Source organism: Pedobacter sp. MR2016-24, assembly GCF_026239655.1.
Lineage (GTDB): Bacteria > Bacteroidota > Bacteroidia > Sphingobacteriales > Sphingobacteriaceae > Pedobacter.
Genome location: NZ_JAPIVO010000004.1, coordinates 639932 through 662153, shown reverse-complemented (window position 1 = coordinate 662153; position 22222 = coordinate 639932). Strand labels below are relative to the sequence as shown.

18 protein-coding genes are annotated in these 22222 nt (G+C 42.9%); 7 read left to right on the top strand and 11 right to left on the bottom strand.

Going from position 1 to position 22222, the window contains the following annotated elements; genetic code table 11:
- Positions 1-6: 6 nt before the first annotated feature.
- From OQX62_RS13785 to OQX62_RS13775, 3 genes are read right to left on the bottom strand one after another with little or no spacing between them, the layout of a single operon-like run.
- A complete protein-coding gene (locus OQX62_RS13785; RefSeq protein WP_265832116.1) occupies positions 7-1602 on the bottom strand; it encodes an MFS transporter in 1596 nt (531 codons plus the stop codon).
- Complete coding sequence (locus OQX62_RS13780; protein WP_265832115.1) at positions 1602-2660, bottom strand: HlyD family secretion protein; 1059 nt, start codon at positions 2658-2660, stop codon at positions 1602-1604. The genes OQX62_RS13785 and OQX62_RS13780 overlap by 1 nt, the downstream gene beginning before the upstream one ends.
- Before the next feature lies 1 nt (position 2661).
- Complete coding sequence (locus tag OQX62_RS13775) at positions 2662-3990, bottom strand: TolC family protein (protein ID WP_265832114.1); 1329 nt, start codon at positions 3988-3990, stop codon at positions 2662-2664.
- 80 nt (positions 3991-4070) lie between these two features.
- On the opposite strand from OQX62_RS13775, the gene OQX62_RS13770 reads away from it, so the two are divergent.
- Positions 4071-4883: a helix-turn-helix domain-containing protein gene (locus OQX62_RS13770; RefSeq protein WP_265832113.1), complete on the top strand. Its 813-nt coding sequence runs from the start codon at positions 4071-4073 to the stop codon at positions 4881-4883.
- On the opposite strand, the gene OQX62_RS13765 is transcribed toward OQX62_RS13770, so the two are convergent.
- The gene (locus tag OQX62_RS13765; RefSeq protein ID WP_265832112.1) at positions 4866-6803 is read right to left on the bottom strand and encodes a KUP/HAK/KT family potassium transporter; all 1938 of its coding nucleotides are present in this window, start codon (positions 6801-6803) and stop codon (positions 4866-4868) included. The genes OQX62_RS13770 and OQX62_RS13765 overlap by 18 nt on opposite strands.
- 181 nt (positions 6804-6984) lie before the next feature.
- On the opposite strand from OQX62_RS13765, the gene OQX62_RS13760 reads away from it, so the two are divergent.
- The 3 genes from OQX62_RS13760 (at position 6985) to OQX62_RS13750 (ending at position 9060) form a co-directional block, all read left to right on the top strand.
- The gene (locus OQX62_RS13760; RefSeq protein WP_265832111.1) at positions 6985-7227 is read left to right on the top strand and encodes a hypothetical protein; all 243 of its coding nucleotides are present in this window, start codon (positions 6985-6987) and stop codon (positions 7225-7227) included.
- Between the two features lie 68 nt (positions 7228-7295).
- Positions 7296-7937 carry a DUF47 domain-containing protein gene (locus tag OQX62_RS13755; RefSeq protein WP_265832110.1) on the top strand — a complete coding sequence of 214 codons (642 nt, stop codon included), beginning with the start codon at positions 7296-7298 and terminating at the stop codon, positions 7935-7937.
- Positions 7938-7944: 7 nt separating this feature from the next.
- The gene (locus OQX62_RS13750) at positions 7945-9060 is read left to right on the top strand and encodes a metallophosphoesterase family protein (protein ID WP_265832109.1); all 1116 of its coding nucleotides are present in this window, start codon (positions 7945-7947) and stop codon (positions 9058-9060) included.
- Between the two features lie 22 nt (positions 9061-9082).
- Here OQX62_RS13750 and OQX62_RS13745 read toward each other — a convergent pair whose 3' ends face one another.
- Positions 9083-9589, bottom strand: coding sequence for a hypothetical protein (locus OQX62_RS13745; RefSeq protein WP_265832108.1), 507 nt, complete (start codon positions 9587-9589; stop codon positions 9083-9085).
- A 3-nt stretch (positions 9590-9592) separates the two neighbouring features.
- Positions 9593-10489 (bottom strand): aldo/keto reductase, encoded by an 897-nt coding sequence (locus OQX62_RS13740; protein ID WP_265832107.1) that lies wholly within the window; start codon positions 10487-10489, stop codon positions 9593-9595.
- 122 nt (positions 10490-10611) lie between these two features.
- Here OQX62_RS13740 and OQX62_RS13735 point away from each other — a divergent pair, with 122 nt between their 5' ends.
- Positions 10612-11850, top strand: a complete 1239-nt coding sequence (locus OQX62_RS13735; RefSeq protein ID WP_265832106.1) for a cation:proton antiporter — start codon at positions 10612-10614, stop codon at positions 11848-11850.
- 30 nt (positions 11851-11880) lie between these two features.
- Entirely contained in the window at positions 11881-13950 is a 2070-nt protein-coding gene (locus OQX62_RS13730; protein WP_265832105.1) for a cation:proton antiporter, read from the top strand.
- A gap of 39 nt (positions 13951-13989) precedes the next feature.
- Here OQX62_RS13730 and OQX62_RS13725 read toward each other — a convergent pair whose 3' ends face one another.
- From OQX62_RS13725 to OQX62_RS13705, 5 genes are all read right to left on the bottom strand, one after another.
- On the bottom strand, positions 13990-14529 hold the full coding sequence (locus OQX62_RS13725) for a YfiT family bacillithiol transferase (RefSeq protein ID WP_265832104.1): 540 nt from the start codon (positions 14527-14529) through the stop codon (positions 13990-13992).
- 121 nt (positions 14530-14650) lie between these two features.
- A complete protein-coding gene (locus OQX62_RS13720) occupies positions 14651-16885 on the bottom strand; it encodes a xanthine dehydrogenase family protein molybdopterin-binding subunit (protein ID WP_265832103.1) in 2235 nt (744 codons plus the stop codon).
- 3 nt (positions 16886-16888) lie between these two features.
- Entirely contained in the window at positions 16889-17875 is a 987-nt protein-coding gene (locus OQX62_RS13715) for an FAD binding domain-containing protein (RefSeq protein ID WP_265832102.1), read from the bottom strand.
- On the bottom strand, positions 17872-18501 hold the full coding sequence (locus OQX62_RS13710) for a (2Fe-2S)-binding protein (protein ID WP_265832101.1): 630 nt from the start codon (positions 18499-18501) through the stop codon (positions 17872-17874). Before OQX62_RS13710 ends, OQX62_RS13715 begins: the two co-directional genes overlap by 4 nt.
- Positions 18502-18600: 99 nt before the next feature.
- Positions 18601-19932, bottom strand: a complete 1332-nt coding sequence (locus OQX62_RS13705) for a sigma-54-dependent transcriptional regulator (RefSeq protein ID WP_265832100.1) — start codon at positions 19930-19932, stop codon at positions 18601-18603.
- Between the two features lie 278 nt (positions 19933-20210).
- On the opposite strand from OQX62_RS13705, the gene OQX62_RS13700 reads away from it, so the two are divergent.
- Entirely contained in the window at positions 20211-22217 is a 2007-nt protein-coding gene (locus tag OQX62_RS13700; protein WP_265832178.1) for an HD family phosphohydrolase, read from the top strand.
- The last annotated feature ends 5 nt before the right edge of the window (positions 22218-22222 follow it).

Genomic DNA, 22222 nt, shown 5'->3' with positions numbered 1-22222 from the left:
TGTAATTTAATATGATGCCGGTGCTGGCTGGTTAGATTTCAGGTCTATCCTGGTACGGTTTAAGTAAGGGAACAGCGCAATCACCAGCAGCACCACCACCAGCAGGCAACTGATCAGTAAATAATAGTCCATCATGGAACGTATTTGTGCCTGGACTTCAACAGAGCGGTTCAGCAGTCCTCTTGCTATTTTTGCCGCCTGCTCAGGAGCAACACCTTTCCCTGTCAATCCTTTGGTATAAAGCGTTAGTCTGTCCGTCACACTAACGTTCAACAAACTCAGCTGATCCTGGAAACGGTTATAATGGTTGTTCTTATTGTACAACTGGAAATAGTTAATGATCGCGATACTGCTGCAAAATCCGGTGAAGCGGAAAAATACTCCAGTAGCCGAGGCGGTACTGCCCAGATGTGCAGGTACTGAAGAAATGGTGTAAATAATAATGGGTGTCATCAGCATCCCCGCTCCCATTCCCTGTACCATTAAAGGAATAACATAAGTTGATGCTTCCGCCTGTGAACTGAATAAAAACCACATCCATACATGGAAAACCAGCATCAGTGAAAAGCCATAGATCCAGACCAGCCGCATTGGTCTCTTCATCAGGATTAAACGGGAAGAGATCAGTACGCTGAATACGATTCCTGCAATATTTGCGAGCAAAACATAGGCAATATGTATTGGATCCATGCCCATTACAACCGCAAAGTATACAGAGACAATCCCTAATGCACCTCTCACAATATACAGGACAAATATCAGGAACACCCCCACATTGAAATTACGGTGTTTGAAAACTTCAAGACTGAGGTAAGGGCGTTTCAGATGGAGTTGCCGGACAATATGCAGCAGGATCAGCAAGACTGCAGCACTGAGGCTCAGCACTATCCTCCTGTCCTGAAACCAGTAATATTGTTGCCCGTACACCAACCCATATCCCAGTAAACATAAAGCCGCAGAATAGATGATAAAACTTGACCAGTCCAGCTGATACAAAGGCATTTTTCTGTTTAACCTCACATTGTTCATGATCACCAGTAAAATTATGGCCCCCGGGAGGTAGGCGTAAATAATAAATTTATATAAGGTGTTGAAATCAAATGCATCAAGTATGGGTGCCGTAACCATCGTAGAAATGGGCGTAATGCACAATAACATACTGTAAAAGATAGAATAACCAATCTCCCTGGCACGCTCACTGTGCAGCCTGCTAAAAATCAGGGTAATGCAGATACTGGTGGACATACAGTTGGACATGCCCTGTAAAAACCGGAAGAATAACAGTATATACAAGTTCTGCGTATGAAAACACGCATAGGCTGTCGCGATCTGGATAATCAGGCTCAGCAGGAAATATTCCTTCGTAGCGGTAAATACAAAGAACCTGCGTTCCAGTGCGAAAAAACCGGCAACAGCTGCATAAAATACAATCATGGAATATTGCACGTCTGCCGGTTCTATGCCATAATATCCTGCTGCACCCGGACCACTGGCTGTGGATAAGCCAAACAAGAGCAGTCCCGGAAAGATCACCAGAAAGATAGTTCCCCTGATTAACCATTCAGGCACCCAGGATTTAAATACAGGTAAGTCGATCGTCATTAGTCTTTATTTATCTTCACATTCGCATTCATTCCTGCGCGCAGCTGATCCAGCGTTGCAGCATTATCGGTCAGCCTGATCTTCACCGGAATGCGCTGTACAATTTTCACAAAATTACCGGTAGAGTTATCCGGCGGCAGGAGAGAAAAACGCGCGCCGGTAGCGGGCGATAAGGACACGATGGTCCCTTTAAAAGTTTTCCCCGGATAGGCATCTGCAGTGATTTCCACCGCAGCATTGATATGCATATGAGAGATCTGTGTCTCCTTAAAATTGGCAATGACCCATTTACCGGCTTCTTTGTCGACAATGAAAGCCAGCGTCTGACCGGCTTGAATGAGCTGACCTTCCTGAATGGTTCTCCTGCCCATTTTACCATTATAAGGTGCGCGGATTATCGTATAGCCCACATCCAGCTTGTTTCTGCTCAATAAAGCCTGCCTGCGTTTAATTTCCGCCTCGTAAACTCCTTTTTGTGCCTTTATATCGTTCACCTTTGATAAAGAGGCCTGGTAATTTTCTACGGCAGAGCGGTATTCCGAATTGGCAACGTCCAAGGCAGCCTTGCTGTTTTCCAATTGCTGCTGAGTAGCAGATTCTACCTTAAACAGCTTCTCGTAACGGTCATAATCCTGCTGCTGTTTCACCAGTTTAGCCTTGGCGGAAGCGATCTGAGATTCACTTGCTACAGATACTTTTGCAGTGGTGGCCACATTACTTTCCATCACACTGATCTGCGCCTGTGCATTGGCTAAGGCCGCTTCGCCTTCTTCCTGCTGCAGTTTATATTCACTGTTGTCTATCACCAGCAGTGTATCCCCCTTTTTTACTTCCTGGTTTTCCTCATATTTAATCTCGCGGATAAAACCGGTGACCCTGGAGGTAACAGGGTTGATGTATTCTTCAACCTGCGCATCGTTGGTTTCTTCATAACTGTAAAAATCAAAGAGGAAGATCACTCCCCATATGGCGAGGCCAATTGCAATAATGCCGGCAATCCATGCCGTTATCCTGGTAATTAACTGATCTGTATTCGTGTAGTTCTTCTGAGTGCTCATCTTATAGGTTGCCTATAGCTTTTTGTAATTGATAATATTGTAATCTTGCTGCAATTCTCGCAGCGGCATAGTCGAAACGTGTTTGCAGTAACTGGGTATCTGCATCCAGCAGATCGGTTACTAAGGCAAGCTGGTTGAAATAAGTATTGTTCACGATCCTTAAATTTTCAATGGCCTGGGTAATGTTCTCTTTGGCAACATCAATGCGGGTCAGCGACTCTCTGTATCTTAAATAAGCTTCGTTCACTTCCTGTCTGATCTTATCCTGGGTATCCGCATGTTCCACTTCCTGCAATTGATATTTCAGTTCTGCTGCCCTGGTTTTATGTGCATTGTGATAAAAAGAGGAAATAGGAAAACTTGCTTTTAACCCGGCGAAACCCAAACCATAAACAGCGATGGAATAAGGGTAGAGTAAAATCTGCGGATAGGAATAATTGTAATTCGCAAACATCCCCAGCTTGAAAGCGACATTTGCTTTTACGTCTTTCAGCTGCAGCTTGCGCAGTTCTCCTTCTTTTTCCGATATTTTATAGGCAAAGGAATGGTCCATGGCTTCAGCAAGATAGTCTGCATATGTTTTTAATACAGGAAGGTCTGCCTCTGCATCACCTACGGGATCCACCAGGGTCTCATCCGGCATTCCGGTCAGGATATCCAGTTTTTGATTCGCTATCGCGATATCATTGTTTAGCTGAACCAATGCCATTTGCTGGCGCGATAATTTAAGGGTTACCCGCAGCACATCACTTTTAAGCACTACCCCGTTTTTCTGGAGCTGTTTGATCTCGTCCAGTTGTTTTTGCTGATCGCTGATATCTTTTAATAATAATTTTTTGAAGATATCACTGCGCTGCAGATCGAGATAATAAGCGGTCGCCCTTAACCTCATTTCTGAGATGGTCAGGTTCCGTTGCTCATGCGCAATCTCATTCTCTTTTTTCTCTTCTGCAATTTTGATATTGGTTTTACTGCCGTTATAGAGGTTCAGATAAGCATCAGCTCCAAATTTGTAGGAGGTATGTACCACCTCCATTTGTGCGGGTGTATGGAAAAGACCGTTTTTATAAATAGGCAGGTTACTTACACGTGCATATTCCCCTTCTGCAGAAATATCCGGTAAACGTTCGGCTTTGGCATCTTTTATATTCTCTACAGTACCTGAAATTCTGAGGTCCTGCATCTGTACTGCTTTATTGTTTTCACTTACCTTTTGCCAGATCTGGTCGATTGTAAAAGGAATTTTGGCCTGGGTTTGCTGCGCTGATACCTCATTCAACAGCGTGGTGAACAGGAATGTAAGAGCGATGGGTGTAGTATAGTACTTCATATCAAAAATAATACACAAATTTACGCATTCGCAATGTTGCTATTTTGCCTATATTACCAATTATTTGTCCATTCCAGCCAATGTATAATTCAGACACCACAACCTATTTGCAAGAGATTGACCTGAAGCCGAAAAGCGTCTACGTGGTACATGAAAAACTGGAGCGGAGATTACCCCTGCATGCGCATACCAAAGGCCAGCTCACTTATGTTGAGGGTGGTATTGCGTATATTTATATAGAAAACAAAACCTATATCATCCCGGCAAGACATTATGTATGGATCCCGAAGGGAATGCCGCACTTTTTAAAGGTAAGGAATGCGGCCACGGTTACACGTAATCTATATTATTATACAAATGATGATGCAAAAGATGTGTTTTATAGCAAACTGGGTATTTACCCTGTAAACAACCTGTTATTTGAAATGATCGTCTTCACGGAGAACCTGACAGGGTTTATAGAAAAAAAAGATGAGGGATTCAGCTTTTTATCAGCTATTAAAGATATTCTGCCAAAACTGAGTACTAAATCTTTCCCGGTAGCCCTGCCTACAACCTCGAATACCAGACTGAGACCGATCCTGTTATTCCTGTCGCAGCACTTTTCGCAGGAGAATACACTGGAAAGTTTAGCTGCGCGCTTCAATATAGGCGAACGTACTTTGTCCAGGTTGTTCCAGTCCACCATGAGCATTTCTTTCCTCCAGTACCTTAAACTTTTAAGGGTGGTAAAAGCAATGGAAATGCTTTTACAGAATGATATGTCTACCAGCGAGATCGCCTTTTTAACAGGTTATAATAGTCTGGCGGCCTTCAGTAAAGCATTTTTTCAGCTCACCAATATCAGGCCGTCAGACTTTGGAAAGAACAAGACCTTACACCAGACGCTTTAATTCGAAGTCGGTCGGCAAGTCTACAATCAAAGGCACTTTTTCTACTGCCACAAAACTGAGGTCAAGTCCGAATCCTTTTTCTTCCGGTACGCTGAAGGTTTTGAGTACCGAGTGATAAATCATCGTTGCACGTTCAATAAACTTCAGACCGTTGTTATTTGACAGTATTTTCTCGATAACCACAAACCTGAAATCGCCCACAATATTGTGTTCCCTCAGTGAGGTATACTTACTGGTGATGTCAATTTCTCCGTTTTTAACCAGTTCTTCCACTACCTTCCTGAACAGTACATTCACCCGTTGCTCTACCCGGAAGCCCAGGCGGAAATCAATACGGACCAGCTTTTTATCAATCAGCTGCTCTACTTTGTATTCCATTGTAAAAGGTTCATCCGTTACATCTACGTGCAATAACCAATAAACATCGGCTCGTTTAGGATGTTTTTGTATGATAGAATACATCACTGACGATTCGATCTCAGAACTAAAGTTAGCGCTGGTCAGGTACACCAGTTGAGACGCATACTTAGGGATAGATTCATCCTCACTGATTTTACTGATGATCGGATAAAACTTTTCTATATCTACAAAACGCATATAGCGGTTTCTGATCCTGCGCCCGTTAGACCAGGCCCACATGATAGAGAATAATAACAGTCCTAAGATCAGCGTGAACCAGCCTCCATGGAGTATCTTAGCGGCATTACCGGCCAGGAAAGTGATTTCAATGATACCATAAATCACCAGGAAGATCACGATCAGGTACATAGGCACCTTTTTACGCATCATAAATATAGACACCAGCACAGTGGTCATCAGCATCGCTACGGTAATAGAAAGACCATAAGCGGCTTCCATATTTTCAGATTTCTGGAAGATCAGTACCACCAGGATACAGCCAATAAACAATACCCAGTTCATAGAAGGTACGTATAGTTGTCCTTTAGAGTTACTTGGATAATTGATTTTTACTTTTGGCCATAAGTTTAAACGTACAGCCTCAGAAATCAGGGTAAATGAGCCGGAAATGAGTGCCTGACTGGCCACTGCTGCCGCTACGGTAGCGATCAGGATACCATAAATGAGGAACCATTGCGGCATAATATGAAAGAAAGGATTATCCTCTCCAAGGTGTTTTCCCTGTAATTGCCATAACCATACCCCCTGCCCCATATAATTCAGGATCAGGCAGATTTTAACATATACCCAGCTTACGCGGATATTTGACCGTCCGCAGTGACCAAGGTCTGAATATAGTGCTTCCGCACCTGTAGTACAGAGAAATACCGCACCAATGATATAAAAGGCCTCCGGGTTGGTCGACAATATATGATATGCATAATAAGGATTGATCGCTTTTAGTATCCCCGGGAATTGCATCACATAAGAAATGCCCAGTACCGCAATCATTGTAAACCACAGCCACATGATAGGACCAAATGCTTTTCCGATAAAAGAAGTACCAAATTGCTGGATACCAAATAAAAACGTAATGATGGCGATGACGATATAGATCGTAGGCAGGTCTTTATAAATAATCCCCAGTCCTTCAATTGCTGATGAAACCGTAACTGCAGGTGTCATGATCCCATCCGCCAGGAGTGCGGCCCCGCCAATCATTGCCGGAATGATCAGCCATTTCGCTTTTCGCTTGACCAGCGAGTAGAGCGAGAAGATGCCTCCCTCTCCCTTATTATCAGCCTGAAGGGTAATAATAACATACTTAATAGTAGTTTGGAGCGTTAAGGTCCAGAAGATACATGATAAACCACCGAGAATCAGATCTGCAGTGATTTCCCTTTTTCCAATGATTGCTTTAAAAACGTAAAGAGGAGACGTACCTATATCTCCGTAAATGATTCCTAAGCTTATTAATAAACCAGCAGCCGTGAGTTTATTGACATCTTTATGATTTGCCATTTTTTTTATTTGAGTGGCGCAAATGTATACAATTGTTAATTCATTGACGTGCAAATTTTTGGTAATTTTTGAAGAAATATTTTATGGCATTTTATGCTCAAAATAATGGCTTCAGCGGCAATATTAAATCTATGTTAAGTCGGCCGATATATTAACAGAATGATAATTACATATTACCCTATTGTTAAATTACCTTTGCGGCGTGCCGATACCCGTTTTTGTGATCTACGAATTACTGATTAGAATTCATGCGTTTGACCCTTCCATAGGTACTTACGTTTCCCATACTTTTAATTCCACAGGTGCTGTGGTATTCACTACGACCAGAACAATCAGGATCAGAAAAGCGCTGCTGAACCGTCAGTTCAAAGATCCGGAACTTATTTCTGAAGCGGAACTGGTACTGCTTTCCGGCAGCAAATAAATATTAAACAGATTAATTCATACTATGTTAATATAACGGTGGTACATTTGGGGAAATAACATATTTCTATGAACTCTGTATTCAGCCTCTTTACCCCGAAAGATAAAAAGTTCCAGCCTTCTTTTGAAGCATGTGCTAAAAACCTGGTTAAAATCTCTGAAACGCTTGTCCTTGCGCTAAACGTGGAAGATCCTGAAGAGAAGAAGTTTTTTTACAGAGAGATTAGTCACCTGGAACAAAGCGGTGATGACATCGCCCATTCTATATTCCTGGAACTGAGCAAAAACTTCATTACGCCTTTTGACAGGGAAGATATCCACTCATTGGTCAGTTCCATGGATGATATAGCGGATTATATCTATGCTACCGCTATTAATATCGAATTATATAAACTCCAGGTGGTAGGTCCGGAGATGATTCAGCTGGCAGAATTACTGGTGGTGATGTGCAAAGATCTTGAAATTGCAATTTTAGAACTCAAAAACTCGCCTAATTCAAAAGTTATTACTGATGTTTGTGCAAGAATTAATAAAGGAGAGAGCCAGGCCGATCATCTTTGTAATACCGCAATCGCCAGATTATTCCAGCTTGAAACTGATGCAATAGAGTTAATCAAAACTAAAGAGATATTGCAAACGCTGGAAATGGCAGCCGATAAATGTGAAGATGTGGCAAACGTACTGGAGTCAATCCTGATCAAAAACGCATAAACACAGCATGTCCTTATCAAATACATATAAAAGAACAAAACCTATATTCAAATTAAATCAGCCAGACGACACTTATAAGTTTCAGCCCCTGCCGGCACCATGCGGAAAATACCCTTACCGCTTAAAACCAGATTTTAAAGATATCACTACTAAAATGGTATTTCACGTGGTTGGTGATACAGGAGGAATTAAATCTCCTGCTTTTCAGCGACTGATTGCTGAAGAGATGGCTAAACAGTGTATGGTTACCGGGGCCGACCGGCCATCGTTTCTCTACCATGCAGGTGATATCGTATATCATTTTGGAGAGGCCGACCAGTATGAGCGGCAATTCTTCACCCCTTATAAAAACTATCCCTTACCTATTTATGCGATTGCGGGTAACCATGACAGTGATGTCAATACCACCGCAGCCACTCCATATGAAAGTCTGGCGCCCTTTGCCAATGTTTTTTGTGGTGAAAATCCGAGACCCGTGCCATTTGGCGACAATAAAGACCGCAAAAGCGGTGTACAGCCGCATGTGTACTGGACGCTGCAAACACCACTGGCAAATATTATTGGTCTCCATAGTAATGTACCTAAATTCGGTGTGGTGACTGAAGAGCAGAAGTTATGGTTTATAGATGAGCTGAAACAGGCTGCGAAAGAGAAAGAGGATAAAGCTATTATCGTTTTCATTCATCATGCGCCCTATTCTGCAGATATCAATCACGGATCAAGTTTGCCAATGATCAATTTTATGGAAGTGTGTTTCACAGCAGCCGGTGTGCGACCGGATCTTGTGGTGAGTGGCCACGTCCATAATTACCAGCGTTATCTTAAACTTTATGATGATGGAGTAAGGGTGCCTTTTATCGTTTGCGGAGGCGGTGGATTCGACGAGCTGCACTCTTTGGCGGAGCAGGACGATCCCAGGTTTACAGACGACAATCCGCTGTTCGACAATGTAGAGCTAAAAGGTTATTGCGTGATGCAGCATGGATTTTTAAAGCTGGAAGTAGAGAAAAAGCCGGACGGACTGTATATAGGTGGTAAATATTATGCGATACCACATGAGGGATTGCCTGAAGAGACGGACGCACCTTTATTTGAGCATTTTGAATTCAAACTCCACAGGTAAATAAAAACATACAGCACACGGGCTACTGGTATTTTAGCGGTGTCCAGTGTACCAGATTGCCGCTGAATTCTTCATTGAAATAATAGAAAAACTCTGCTATAGTCGCAAAACCATCATTGACAACCAGTTTGGCGAGCGTTTCTTTGTCGACCAGCTCATAATCGATAAACACTGCCGGCCCCTCATTGATCAAATTCGAATAGTCGATCTGGATCCGCTGTACACCCAGGCATTTAATAGTGGGTGCAAACTGAAATTCGTCGGGCTCCCCCTGCTGAATGATCAGCTGAATATCCGTTCCCTCACGCCATTTATTTTCCGGATCCCTGCGGATCGTATGAATCTTCGGCTCCAGGAATTCACCAAAGCTATCCCCGTCCCAGAATTCACCAAACTTGGCCAGGTAACGCCCCTGATAGTTATGGTAACTGTCTTCCAGGTTTCCTGTGCCGTTTAATAATCCCTTCCAGATCTTTTCAATAAAATAGTTAGGCTGGTTATTGACCTTTGTACCAAATGATAACTTCATCTCTTATCTGTGCTCCTGATATCCTTTAAATGGTAACGTTTCCTGCAGCTGTGTGAGTTCTTCTGCTGTTAATGCAGGTAATTCCACAGCTTGCAGACTATCTTCCAACTGCGCTAAGCTGCTTACACCGATAACTGCAATGTTCATCACAGCAGGATGCAAGGCATAACGTAAAGCAGTCTGTGCAGCAGTTGCGGAATCGCCTGAAACTGCCTGAACTGCCCTTGCGGCTTTTTCAACCTCCCCGGCTGACCAGCCCAGGTAGGGTTTGGCGGTTTTGCCGACCAGTAATCCCTGCGCCACGCTTCCTCTTCCCAATACAGCGATCTGGTGTTTTTCCAGTAATTCAAAACACGTTTCTTCCGGTCGCCTGTCCAGCAAACTGTATTGCATCATGACACTAACAATGGCTGACCTTTTTGTATATTCCCTGATTACATTGGGGCGGATAGAAGAAATCCCGTAATTCCTGATCTTTCCCTGTTCCTTTAGTATTTCAAATGCGGCAATGGTATCATCTATCGGGTCATTCACAGTACCTCCGTGTAACTGGTACAGATCGATATAGTCAGTCCCCAAACGTTTCAGACTTCCTTCTACTGCAGCAATAATATAATCCTTATTTGGATTCCAATCCCAGCCCTTTCCATCCGCACGCATCTGGTTTCCCACTTTTGTAGCCAGAATGATACGTTTACGATCCGATTGAAGCAAACGCCCGATCTTAATTTCATTATGCCCATTTTCATAAAGATCTGCAGTATCAAAAAAATTGACACCCATTTCCAGCGCTTTCCCTATAATCTTCTTATTTTCAGTCTCATTGTCCTTTAGCGACATGCAACCTATCCCAATCCGGCTGACAGATAAATCAGATTTTCCTAATTTTGAATATTTCATTTCATGCAGGTGTTTAAACGAATCTATATAAAATATTCCGTTTTTCCTGCGTATGAGGCTATCGGAAAGTCATCCCTAAGCCCTTTCAACAAACAATTCGACTTTTTTGACGTTGTTTAAACATGGATACTTTTACAATCATTACCGTCCTGGTTACCATCAGCGCACTCATTTCATTTATCAACCACCGCTTTCTGAAGCTTCCGGGCACTATTGGTGTGATGGTTATTGCCATTATACTTTCCGTCATCATTATGATTACAGGTAAGACTTTTCCTGTAGCTTATAGTTTCATTGAAAACCTGACTACAGAAATTGATTTCACTAAAACATTACTGGATGTGATGCTGGCATTTTTGTTATTTGCCAGTGCGCTCCATTTTGACCTTGACAAATTAAAGGCACAGAAAATCCCTGTACTGATCTTAAGCACCGTGGGTGTGATTGGCTGTACCACGATCTTCGGATTCCTTTTTTACTGGACAGCCGGACTGTTGCATATCGATATTCCACTGATTTATTGTTTCCTGTTTGGTGCCCTGATCTCTCCTACTGACCCCGTAGCTGTACTTTCCATTCTAAAGAAATCAAAAATCCCGCCTTCTATGGAAACCATCATTGGTGGTGAATCCCTCTTTAATGATGGTGTGGGTATCCTGCTATTTGTTACCTTAAGGGAGCTGACGGAAGATACCAGTACAGCGTTCTCCTTCACGCATTCCGCGATATTGTTTATCCAGGAAGTATTTGGGGGTATATTATTTGGTGTGGTATCCGGATATGTCTGTATTAAACTTGCCAGGAAACTGACGGAACTACAGCCAGTTTTACTGATTACGCTGGCGATGGTAATGGGAATCTCCGTGCTGGGTAGCCTGATGCATGTCTCTATTCCGCTGGCGGCAGTTTCTGCCGGACTCATGTTAAGCAATATGCAGCTCCGTAATGGGGAAGCCGGACAGCAAATCAAAGATTTGCTGGATAAAATCTGGGGTTTGATAGACGACCTGCTGAACACTATCCTGTTTGTACTGATCGGCTTGCAGATTGTGGTGATTCCATTTTTCAGTAACTACTGGCTGATCAGTTTACTTTCCATTGTCTTTGTTTTAATTGCAAGAGGTTTGAGTATAGCTGTACCTACGGTCCTGCTGAGAAGGTCGCTCAATGTGGATTTCAATAAACTGGGCATACTGATCTGGGCCGGGTTAAGGGGTGGGATTTCCGTAGCATTAGCACTTTCCTTACCGGAATCACCATACAAATCGCTCATTGTTTCAGCAAGTTACCTTATTGTTATATTTTCTATCATTGTACAGGGACTGACCTTAAATAAGGTAGTGAACAAACTGGTTAAATAATTTATCCGCATCTTAGCACTAAATCATATTATGCACACGAATTTTTTTGATCATCTTTCCAGACAATTCGACCTCCCCTTTACTAACCCGGTCCTGATTTTTTCGCTGATCCTGTTTATTATTTTAATTGCCCCCATTTTACTGGGAAAGATTAAAATCCCGGGTATTGTAGGTTTTATTATTGCCGGGATCCTGATTGGCCCGAATGGCTTTAACATCCTCAAGAAAAACTCTGCCATTGAACTCTTTTCTACTATAGGACTGCTCTATATCATGTTTATCGCAGGAATAGAGCTGGATCTGGCTGAGTTTAAAAAGAAAAAACATAAGAGTTTTGTATTTGGGTTCCTGACCTTTATTGTGCCGATCATCATCGGTTTCCCGGTGTGTTATTATCTGCTGGATTACTCTTTACTGACCTCTATCCTCACAGCCAGTATGTTTGCAACGCATACACTTGTAGCTTATCCTATCGTCAACAAATTTGGCATCGCTAAAAATGAAGCGGTAGCTGTGGCTGTGGGTGGAACTATCCTGACAGACACAGCAGTACTGATTATACTGGCGGTAATTATGGGTTCGGTAGACGGGCAACTCAACAGTACCTTCTGGATTCAGCTGGCCATTTCGCTCAGCATTTTTACCGCAACGGTATTTATTATTATTCCGAAGATCGCTAAATGGTTTTTTACCAAACTGGAAAGTGAGAAAACTTCTCATTATATCTTTGTGCTCTCCGTAGTCTTCTTTTCCGCCTTTATGGCGCAGCTGGCGGGAATAGAGCCGATTATCGGCGCGTTCGTCGCAGGCCTGGCGCTGAACAAACTGATCCCCCATTCTTCCATTCTGATGAACAGAATCGAATTTGTAGGCAATGCCTTATTTATTCCTTTTTTCCTGATCAGCGTGGGGATGCTGGTAGACCTCCGCGTTTTATTTAAAGGGCCGGACGCATTGATTATTGCGGGATCCCTGACTATTGTCGCGATTCTTGGAAAATACCTGTCTGCAACCTTTACCCAGTGGATCTTTAAATATACCAAAAATCAGCGTTTGCTTATTTTCGGATTGAGCAGTGCACATGCGGCTGCAACGCTGGCCATTATTTTAGTAGGTTATAAGGCCAGGATTATTGACGACAATATCCTGAACGGCACAATTATCCTGATCCTGATCACCTGTGTGGCCGCTTCATTCGCTACTGAAAAAGCAAGTCGCAGGATTGTTGCCGCCGAAGAAACTGATCCCCTGAAAGTGGAAGCAGATATGGAGAATATCCTGATCCCGATTGCGGATTTTAATAATATGGCTGCGATGCTGGATCTCGCTGTACTATTTAAAGATAAAAATTCTGATCATCCTATCCACTTGTTATCCGTGGTTCCCGATTCTGATAATGCACAGGCAAACCTGCTCATTGCACGTAAAAAACTGAACGAAACAGTAATGTATGCTTCCGGTAACGGCACCAATCTGGAAGTCACCGCCACATTAGATTACAATGTACCCAGTGGTGTAATGCGTATTGCCAAAGAAAAACTGGCGAATATTATTATTACCGGCTGGCCAAGAAAAGTTACCGTATTTGATAAGTTTATGGGAGATAAGTCGACCATACTCATTGAAAAATCGCCCGCCAACTTATTTATCCTCCAATTAAACAAACCCATTACTACCCATAAATGCATCAAGCTGGTTTGTACCCCATCATTCTCTACTGAGAAAACTATGCAGGTATGGCTGACAAAGGTTTGCAGACTAGGCGGAGAGCTCAGTCTCGGCATAGATTGTTATTGCGATGAAACCACAAAATCACTAATTGAACATTACCTGGAACAACATAAATCCAGTGTAATTTTTAAGTTTCATCAGGAGGAAGTATGGAAAGACTGGAAGCTGCTCAAAGATGTCATCAATCCTGATGATTTTATGATTTTTGTGGTAGACCGTGATATGGAGCCCTCTTTTATGCCAGCGCTGACCAATATTCACCGCAAGCTGGAACAGGTCTTTGAGTCGCAAACCAAATTGCTGATATATCCGCAAATACAGAGTTTTACACCAGCACCTAAAGAAAAGACGGAAGAGCACCGCCTTTAAGCGAAGTGATGGTCTACTGCTGAAACGAGGTTCATGGCCTTACCAGTTCATCCGTTTGCGTAGTGACATGATCTGCTCCACATGATGCCTGCCATGCCAGCTATAGAGATTAACCATTTGCCAGAGCGGTACATAATTCTGATCTGCAGGGTGATAATATTCCTTCTTCCAGTCCTCTTCAGTAAGCTGACTTAAAAGGGAAACCCATCGCCGGTGCAGGGCATGGATTAATGTAACAGATACATTCACCGGTACATCCGTCACATCAGGTAATTCTGCCCATAATTTCTCTTCATAAGGCTTAATAGCAGGCCGGTCTTCTGTTAAGGCCAGTTTCGTTCTTATATAAGCGTTCATATGACTATCTGCAATATGATGAATCACCTGGTTCACTGTCCATCCACCATCCCTGTAGGGTGTATTCAGCTGTGTCTCATCCAAATTTTCAATACAATGATCCAACAGCAAAGTAACAGAAGCTATAGCCCCTATCCATTTGGAAACCAATTTCGGTGTGTAATTTGCCTCTAATTTGCATTTCCCGATCGGGTAGGCATATGATTCCTGAAGACTATCCATTTACAATAATTAAGATCCGAAGATAATAAAAAAGCGTCCCGTGAAGAAACACAGGACGCTAAATCATTTAATCACCTTTCGGGATCATCTGATAACTATCGATGATCACCACAGCACTTCATTATATCAGTTTATCAGGTGTAATTGGCAAATGCCTCACACGGATACCCGTTGCGTTGTATACTGCATTGGCTACTGCCGGAGCCACACCGATAATCACTACTTCCCCCAATCCTTTCGAACCCATCGGGTTCAGATGTTCATCACGTTCGTTTACAAATAACATTTCCATTTGAGGGATATCTGCATTTACAGGTACATGGTAATCGCCAAAACTCGCGTTTACCGTACGTCCTGTCCTGTCGTCTATCACTGCCTCTTCCATTAAAGCCATGCCGATACCACCAACGATACCGCCCATGAGCTGACTCCTGGCTGTCTTCGGACTCACTACTGTGCCGCAATCCACTACAGATACCGCATTTTTAATACGTACCACACCTGTTAATTCATGCACATGCGCTTCAATAAAATGGACAGAATAAGAATAAAACGAATACTTGTTTTTTTCATCACCCTGTGCCGCACTGCCGCTAATTACCATTTCCAATTGCCCGGACTGACTAAACAGGGAGGCTAGGCTTACCTTCGCACTTGTCTCATCACTGTTGACCAGGTCTGCACCGCTGATCTTTACATGGTCTGGTACAGCATTATTCCATCCTGATTTTTGCTGCGCAGCCAATTTCGCAAGCTCCACTTTCAGGTTGGTACATACCGCTACCGTAGCAGATCCAACAGTCGCCAGTGAGTTTGATCCGCCCTGCATAGGTGCTTTAGGGAAAGTTGAATTACCCAGCTGAAAAACGATTTTTTCCGGAGGGATACCCAGATTTTCCGCAGCAATAGCTGTCATGGCTGTCGCTGTACCCGGACCGATATCGGCAATGGCCGACTGTAATAAAAGCGAGCCATCTGCTTTATAAGTAGCTTTAACTGTCGCAGCACTCCTGAAAGCACCAAAAGTACCTGTCGCTACGCCATATCCCACTTTCCATTCTCCGTCCTGTACCGTTCCTGCTTCAGCTTTACGCTTGTTCCATCCGATTTTTTCAGCACCCAGTCGATAACATTCTTTCAGGTAGTTGCTTGACCAGGCCATTTTTTTATCAGGATCTTCTGCAGCATAATTAATCAGTCGGAGTTCAACCGGATCAATATTCAGCTTATAAGAAAGTTCATCCATTGCACATTCCAGCGCAAAAGAACCTGTGGCTTCTCCCGGACCACGCATCGGCGCAGGCGTGCTTACATTCAATGGGACAATCCTGTATTTTGTATCAATATTGGGCACATCATACATCATTCGGGTCATCTGCAGCACGTTCTCCGTAAACTCTTCATACATAGACGTTTTTCCGTAAGACTCATGCGAGATCCCTACCAGTTTACCATCCTTCGATGCACCCAGTGCCACCTTCTGCAAGGTATGCGGACGGTAACCTACCATGTATGACATCTGGTTTCTGCTCAGTACCAGTTTGACCGGTTTCTGTACCTTCTTCGCAGCAAGAATAGCTACAATCTCATGCGGCCATACGCGTAAAGCAGAACCAAAAGCACCTCCTACATAGGTAGCCAGTACTTTTACATTTTCGACAGGCAACTGGAAAGACTTCGAGATACTGGCAGCAGTTTGCTGAGATCCCTGCGTTTTATCTACCAGCGTCAGTTTATCCGCTGCTTCCCAGTTCGCAATGATGGAGTGCAGTTCCATCGGGTGGTGTACCTCAGATGGCTGAATATATTCTTCTTCTACCTGTACTGCTGCGTCTTTATAGGCACCCGCTTTACCGCGGATGAAATCTGACGTAAAACCTTTAGGATCTGCCTTCGCCTTTTTAGGCACTGCAGCCCTTGATAAGTTTGACTCCAGGTTAGTCAGGTGATTTTCTTTTTTGTAAGTCGCCTTGACCAGTGACGCACCATATTGTGCTCTTTCCAGTGTATCTGCGATGACAACCGCTATAGGCTGACCATTAAAATAGATATTAGCGTCATCAAAAACCCGCAGCTGTTTCTGGATCACGTCCTGGTTTTCCAGTTTATATTCCGGCACACCCGGCGTATTTAAATGTGAGATAACCGAGATTACGCCCGGTGCCCATTCTGCTTTTTTAGTATCCAGGCTGGTAATCGTACCCTGCCCGATGCTGCTTTCTACCAGTACAGCATAAGTCAGATCCGGCAATTGTACTTCTGCAGCATATTTGGCGGCCCCCATCACTTTCGCTCTTCCGTCTACCCTGCTGATTGCTCTGGCCATATCAGCATTGTCTAAATATTTCTTTGCCATAATTTATGCTTTTACGCCTGAAGCTGTTTTTAATGCCTGGATAATTGAGTTTGGCGCTAGTTTGAGCTTAAAGTCATTATGACCATAAGATTTAGCCCCTTTCATTGCTAATTCCGCAGCTAGTTTGAAATTTGCTACAGAAGCCGTTTTACCTTTCAAAAAGTTCTCCGCCTCCGTTAGTCGCCATGGTTTATGTGCCACACCGCCCATTGCTAATCGCAAATCCTTAATCGTTGAACCGTCCATCTCCAGTGCCGCCGCTACAGAGATCAATGCAAAAGCATAAGAGGCACGGTCCCGCACTTTCAGATAAGTTGTATGCTTCGCAAAGGCATTATCAGGAATGACGATTCCTGTGATGATTTCTTTTTTATCCAGCGTGCTGTCCAGTTCAGGATGCGTTCCCGGTAAGCGGTGGAAATCTGCCATCATGATACTTCTGTTGCCTTTTGGACCCGATACCTGTACTACGGCATCAAGCGCCACCAGGGCTACATTCATATCACTCGGATTCACAGCGATACAAGAAGAGCTTGCACCAAATATCGCATGCATGCGGTTGAAACCTTCCAGTGCACTGCATCCTGTTCCGGGCGCTCTTTTGTTACAGTCCGCGGTGATGTCATAAAAATACGGACACCTGGTACGCTGCAATAAATTGCCGCCCATAGAAGCCTTGTTCCTTAACTGGGCAGAAGCACCCGCTAACATGGCCTGTGATAACAATGGCTGATACTCCAGCACTGTCGCATCCGCAGCTGCCACACTATTTCTCACCATTGAACCTATATGTAATGTTCCTTGTCCTCTTTTGATATCGCTGAATTCGAGACGGTTAATATCTACCAGTTTGTCTGGCGACATGACGCCGTATTTCATCAGGTCGATCAGGTTTGTTCCGCCTGCCAGCAATTTAGCTGCAGGATTCTTTGACAGCTCTGTAATAGCTGTTGCAGGACTCTTTACTCTCGTATACTGGAAATTGTTCATATTTTTCCTCCTGCTTTAACTTCCTGAATAGCGTTTACAATATTGGCATAAGCACCGCATCGGCAGATATTGCCGCTCATAAACTCCCTGATTTCAGTTTCTGAATTGGCATGTCCTTCATTGATGCAGGCTACGGCAGACATGATTTGTCCTGGTGTACAGTAACCACATTGAAAACCATCATGTTTGATGAAAGCTTCCTGCATCGGATGCAACCGGGTTCCATTTGACAAGCCCTCAATGGTAGTGATTTTGGCGCCATCATGCATGATGGCAAGCGTAAGGCAGGAATTAGTCCTTACCCCGTCAATATGTACCGTGCAGGCACCACACTGACCCTGATCGCAACCTTTTTTGGTACCCGTCAGTTTTAAGCGCTCCCTTAATAAATCAAGTAATGTAAGTCTGGGCTCGACTTTCAGCTCATGTTGCTGACCATTAATTTCAATGCTGAGCGACTGCTGCTCTAATGCATCCGAGAATCTCTCGTCCAACTTAAGGTCAGATGCCTTTACAGCTGCTGCAGGCGTAAGTGCTATAGCTGTAATTACAGAAGATTTCTTTAAGAAATCGCGACGCGAATTCCCCTTTATCCCCTGCTCTTCCTGTGACTTATTTTCTATCATAAATTCTTGAATATCGCTTTTCTAACACCTAATTTCGGGCTTTTGTTTGAAATTAGGCGCCTTCAAAGGTTCAAAAACCTAGTATAGAATCAGTCCAATTTAAGAGATATGATATTCTTCCAGTTTACGGTATAAAGTGGTCAGTCCTATTCCCAGTAACCTGGATGTTTCTGTCTTATTGTTACCCGTATACTTTAATACTTTTATGATATGCATTCGCTCTACAGTTTCCATCTTCATATTGTCGCCCGCCCGCATATCCTGATGAAATTCATAAGGAAGCAAAGCTGCATTCAATACGTTTCCGTCTGCCAGTATCACTACCCTTTCAATGACATTTTTGAGCTCCCTGATATTCCCCTTCCAGCTGTGCTGCTGTAAAAGGGAGATAAATTCTGCATCCATCGTCATGGCCGGCTTATTCACCTTATTCGCAAATTGCTTCAGATAATGTTTAGCGATCAGCAGGATATCCGCCTTGCGCTCATTTAAAGAAGGAAGTTCAATAGAAAAAACAGACAAACGGTAAAACAGGTCCAGCCTGAAACGTCCTTCTTCGGCTTCCTTTTGCAGGTCGCGGTTCGTTGCAGCCACAATCCGCACATTTACTTTGGTTTTCTGGGTATCCCCGACCTTAATGAAAGTCTGATTTTCCAGCACCCTAAGTAATTTTGCCTGCAGGTCAAGGTTCATCTCCCCAATTTCATCCAGAAAAAGTGTCCCTTCATTTGCTTCCTGCATCAGTCCTTTTTTATCTTTCTGCGCGCCTGTAAATGCTCCTTGTTTATAACCAAATAACTCGCTTTCCAACAGATCAGGGTTAAAGCCGCTGCAATTTAATGCTACAAAAGGTTTCGACTTACGCAGACTTTCATAATGGATTGCCTGCGCAAAAACTTCTTTACCCGTTCCCGTTTCCCCCAGTAAAAGCACCGTGGTATCTGTAGGTGCCACCTTCCGGGCCAGGTCTACCGATTGCAAGATAGCCTTAGACTCTCCCAAGATAGCCGTAAAATCATATTGCTTCTGGATTTTGCTTTCCAGCTCATACACACGGTATTGTAAAACAGCCTTATCCATTGCCTTATACACCAATGGAATAATCTTATCATTATCATCACCCTTCGTAATATAATCGAACGCGCCATTCCTCATCGCTTTGACACCATCCTGAATTGTTCCGAAAGCGGTCAGGTTGATCACTTCCACATAAGGTTTGAGCTGTTTGATCTCTTTCACCAGCTCTACCCCGTTTACGTCCGGGAGTTTTACATCACTGATCACGACAAAAATATCCTGTGCAGCAAGGGTCTTCAGGCCTTCTTTGCCTGTATTCGCCTGAAAAACAGTGAATCCCTCCAGTTCAATTATTCTCGCCAGCAGGCTGCATAATTTTTTCTCATCATCTATTATCAGGACACTTTGCTGCATGGTTAAATTTTGGCTAAAATTAAAAATAAAGACAGAGATACATTTAAAATTGTTAAACAATATTTATGTGCTGAAGGTGAATTAAACAAATCGCTCCCGTTTCTTTGTGATATTGCGTACTTTTACCATTATTGATGGCTTGCTGCTGTTATTTGAGCCAGTCCGTCTGTAAAAATTATCCTTGAATAATATCAATCTTCATTATTTTGGCTAAAATCAATAAGAACTCTCATAAAATACTTTACAGGAAGTATTCATCTAATATCAAATATATTATGATGCTCCTCACCGTATTTATCATTACCCTGTTTTTACCTAAGCAGCCCCGCTTCAGGTATGAGTTTCAGAAGGGAAAAGTATGGCTAAGTAAAGATCTCGTTTCGCCTTTCAGTTTTGCCATCTTAAAAACCAATCCACAGGTTAGCACCGATAAAGCAGAAGCCCTGGAGAACGTATTGCCTATCTACCGGTATGATGCCGAGTTATACAGTAATATCGAAGAAGCTTATCTGAATGAATTTGACGTTAAATGGAGAGGTAACAATTTCCCTGAGGATGAAAAACTGCAGACGAGAAACAACTCGCTGCGATTGCTGAAACTGATATACGAAAAAGGAATTATCGCACTGGATCCAAAACATCAGAAAGATAAAAAGTTCTACGACATCTCCTTATTAAACAATAACATTTCCAAAACGATCAGTACACAGGATGTATATACTGTACAGTCTGCACTGGATTTCTTCAATACGACCTTTACCTCCACCAACCTGAAAGTAAAAGAAGTGGTGATGAACCTGGTGGAAGATCATTTACAGCCTAACATTGTTTTTGATGAGAAAATGACTGCCATAGTGCAGAATAATACGATCAGCAGCCTTTCTACCACACGCGGTATGGTGCAGAAAGGTGAGCTGATTATTGCCCGAAATAATATGATTGACGATGAGGTTTATCAAAAGCTACAGTCGTTCAAAGAGACTTATGAGGCGCAGACAAAAACGATAGGCGACAGTAAACTGGTTTATTTAGGGCAGATTTTATTGGTGGGTTTTATCCTGAGTCTGCTTATGGTCTTCCTCTACATGTTCAGAAAGGATATCTTTGCCGATAACCGACAATTATCCCTGTTACTGATTGTGATTACCATGATGCTGCTCACTTTAACCTGGGCCATCAAACTGAACCTGCCAAGTCTTTATTATATCCCCTTCTGTATCGTTCCTATTATCATCAGGATCTTATTTGATACCAGGCTGGCCCTATACCTGCATTTACTGGTAATTTTAATTGCCGGTTTTTTTGTACCCAACAGTTTTGAATTTGTGTTCTATCAGACATCTGCAGGGATGGTAGCCATCTACAGTATCAGGAACCTGGTTAAAAGAGAACAATTGCTCCTTTCTGCCTTGTTTATATTAACTGCCTATTTTATCTGTTTCTTAGGTATAGGCTTGTTACGCGAAGGTTCGTTTAAAGAAATTGAGTGGATGAATTTTGTACCATTTACGATCAGTGTACTGCTGTCATTACTTGCTTATCCGCTGATCTATGCATTTGAAAGGGTATTTGGAATCACTTCTGATGTGGCACTGATTGAACTAACCAATACCAATAATAAACTGCTCAGAGAGCTTGCCTTCAAGGCTCCCGGAACCTTCCAGCATTCACTGCAGGTAGCCAATCTTGCCGAAGCTGCGATCTTTAAGATTGGTGGGAATTCATTGCTGGTGAGAGCCGGCGCGCTTTACCATGATATTGGCAAGATCGAGAACCCACAGTATTTTATCGAGAATCAGAATACGTCGCTGAGTCCGCATGATAAACTGCCTTACGAGCAGAGTGCACAGATTATCATTAAACACGTTCATAAGGGCATTGAAATTACCAGGAGACATCAGTTACCCGAAAGTGTGATCGACTTCATCAGAACACACCATGGGAATACCCGCGTAGACTTTTTCTACCAGTCCTTCTTAAAAAACTCACCGGAGAAATTTGTAGACGAAAACATCTTCCGTTATCCTGGTCCTATTCCATTTTCTAAGGAAACAGGTGTATTAATGCTCGCAGATTCAGTAGAAGCAGCCTCAAGAAGTATCAAAAATCCGGATGCTCAAAACATAAATGACCTGGTTGAACGCATCATTAACTATAAATTGGAACAAAATCAATTAGATAATTGCGATTTAACGTTAAAAGATTTAGAAACTATCAAACTGATTTTCAAGACAATGCTTATGAGCATCTATCATGTGCGCATAGATTACTTACAAAGTGTGTAAATTTT

What these genes read in the sequence shown, in the direction of transcription:
- OQX62_RS13755 (WP_265832110.1), top strand. Translation starts at nt 7,296, where the DNA reads ATGAACTCTGTATTCAGCCTCTTTACCCCGAAAGATAAAAAGTTCCAG.
- OQX62_RS13740 (WP_265832107.1), bottom strand. Translation starts at nt 10,489, where the DNA reads ATGAAATATTCAAAATTAGGAAAATCTGATTTATCTGTCAGCCGGATT.
- OQX62_RS13780 (WP_265832115.1), bottom strand. Translation starts at nt 2,660, where the DNA reads ATGAGCACTCAGAAGAACTACACGAATACAGATCAGTTAATTACCAGG.
- OQX62_RS13750 (WP_265832109.1), top strand. Translation starts at nt 7,945, where the DNA reads ATGTCCTTATCAAATACATATAAAAGAACAAAACCTATATTCAAATTA.
- OQX62_RS13700 (WP_265832178.1), top strand. Translation starts at nt 20,211, where the DNA reads ATGCTCCTCACCGTATTTATCATTACCCTGTTTTTACCTAAGCAGCCC.
- OQX62_RS13735 (WP_265832106.1), top strand. Translation starts at nt 10,612, where the DNA reads ATGGATACTTTTACAATCATTACCGTCCTGGTTACCATCAGCGCACTC.
- OQX62_RS13710 (WP_265832101.1), bottom strand. Translation starts at nt 18,501, where the DNA reads ATGATAGAAAATAAGTCACAGGAAGAGCAGGGGATAAAGGGGAATTCG.
- OQX62_RS13705 (WP_265832100.1), bottom strand. Translation starts at nt 19,932, where the DNA reads ATGCAGCAAAGTGTCCTGATAATAGATGATGAGAAAAAATTATGCAGC.
- OQX62_RS13745 (WP_265832108.1), bottom strand. Translation starts at nt 9,589, where the DNA reads ATGAAGTTATCATTTGGTACAAAGGTCAATAACCAGCCTAACTATTTT.
- OQX62_RS13770 (WP_265832113.1), top strand. Translation starts at nt 4,071, where the DNA reads ATGTATAATTCAGACACCACAACCTATTTGCAAGAGATTGACCTGAAG.
- OQX62_RS13725 (WP_265832104.1), bottom strand. Translation starts at nt 14,529, where the DNA reads ATGGATAGTCTTCAGGAATCATATGCCTACCCGATCGGGAAATGCAAA.
- OQX62_RS13765 (WP_265832112.1), bottom strand. Translation starts at nt 6,803, where the DNA reads ATGGCAAATCATAAAGATGTCAATAAACTCACGGCTGCTGGTTTATTA.
- OQX62_RS13730 (WP_265832105.1), top strand. Translation starts at nt 11,881, where the DNA reads ATGCACACGAATTTTTTTGATCATCTTTCCAGACAATTCGACCTCCCC.
- OQX62_RS13785 (WP_265832116.1), bottom strand. Translation starts at nt 1,602, where the DNA reads ATGACGATCGACTTACCTGTATTTAAATCCTGGGTGCCTGAATGGTTA.
- OQX62_RS13715 (WP_265832102.1), bottom strand. Translation starts at nt 17,875, where the DNA reads ATGAACAATTTCCAGTATACGAGAGTAAAGAGTCCTGCAACAGCTATT.
- OQX62_RS13720 (WP_265832103.1), bottom strand. Translation starts at nt 16,885, where the DNA reads ATGGCAAAGAAATATTTAGACAATGCTGATATGGCCAGAGCAATCAGC.
- OQX62_RS13775 (WP_265832114.1), bottom strand. Translation starts at nt 3,990, where the DNA reads ATGAAGTACTATACTACACCCATCGCTCTTACATTCCTGTTCACCACG.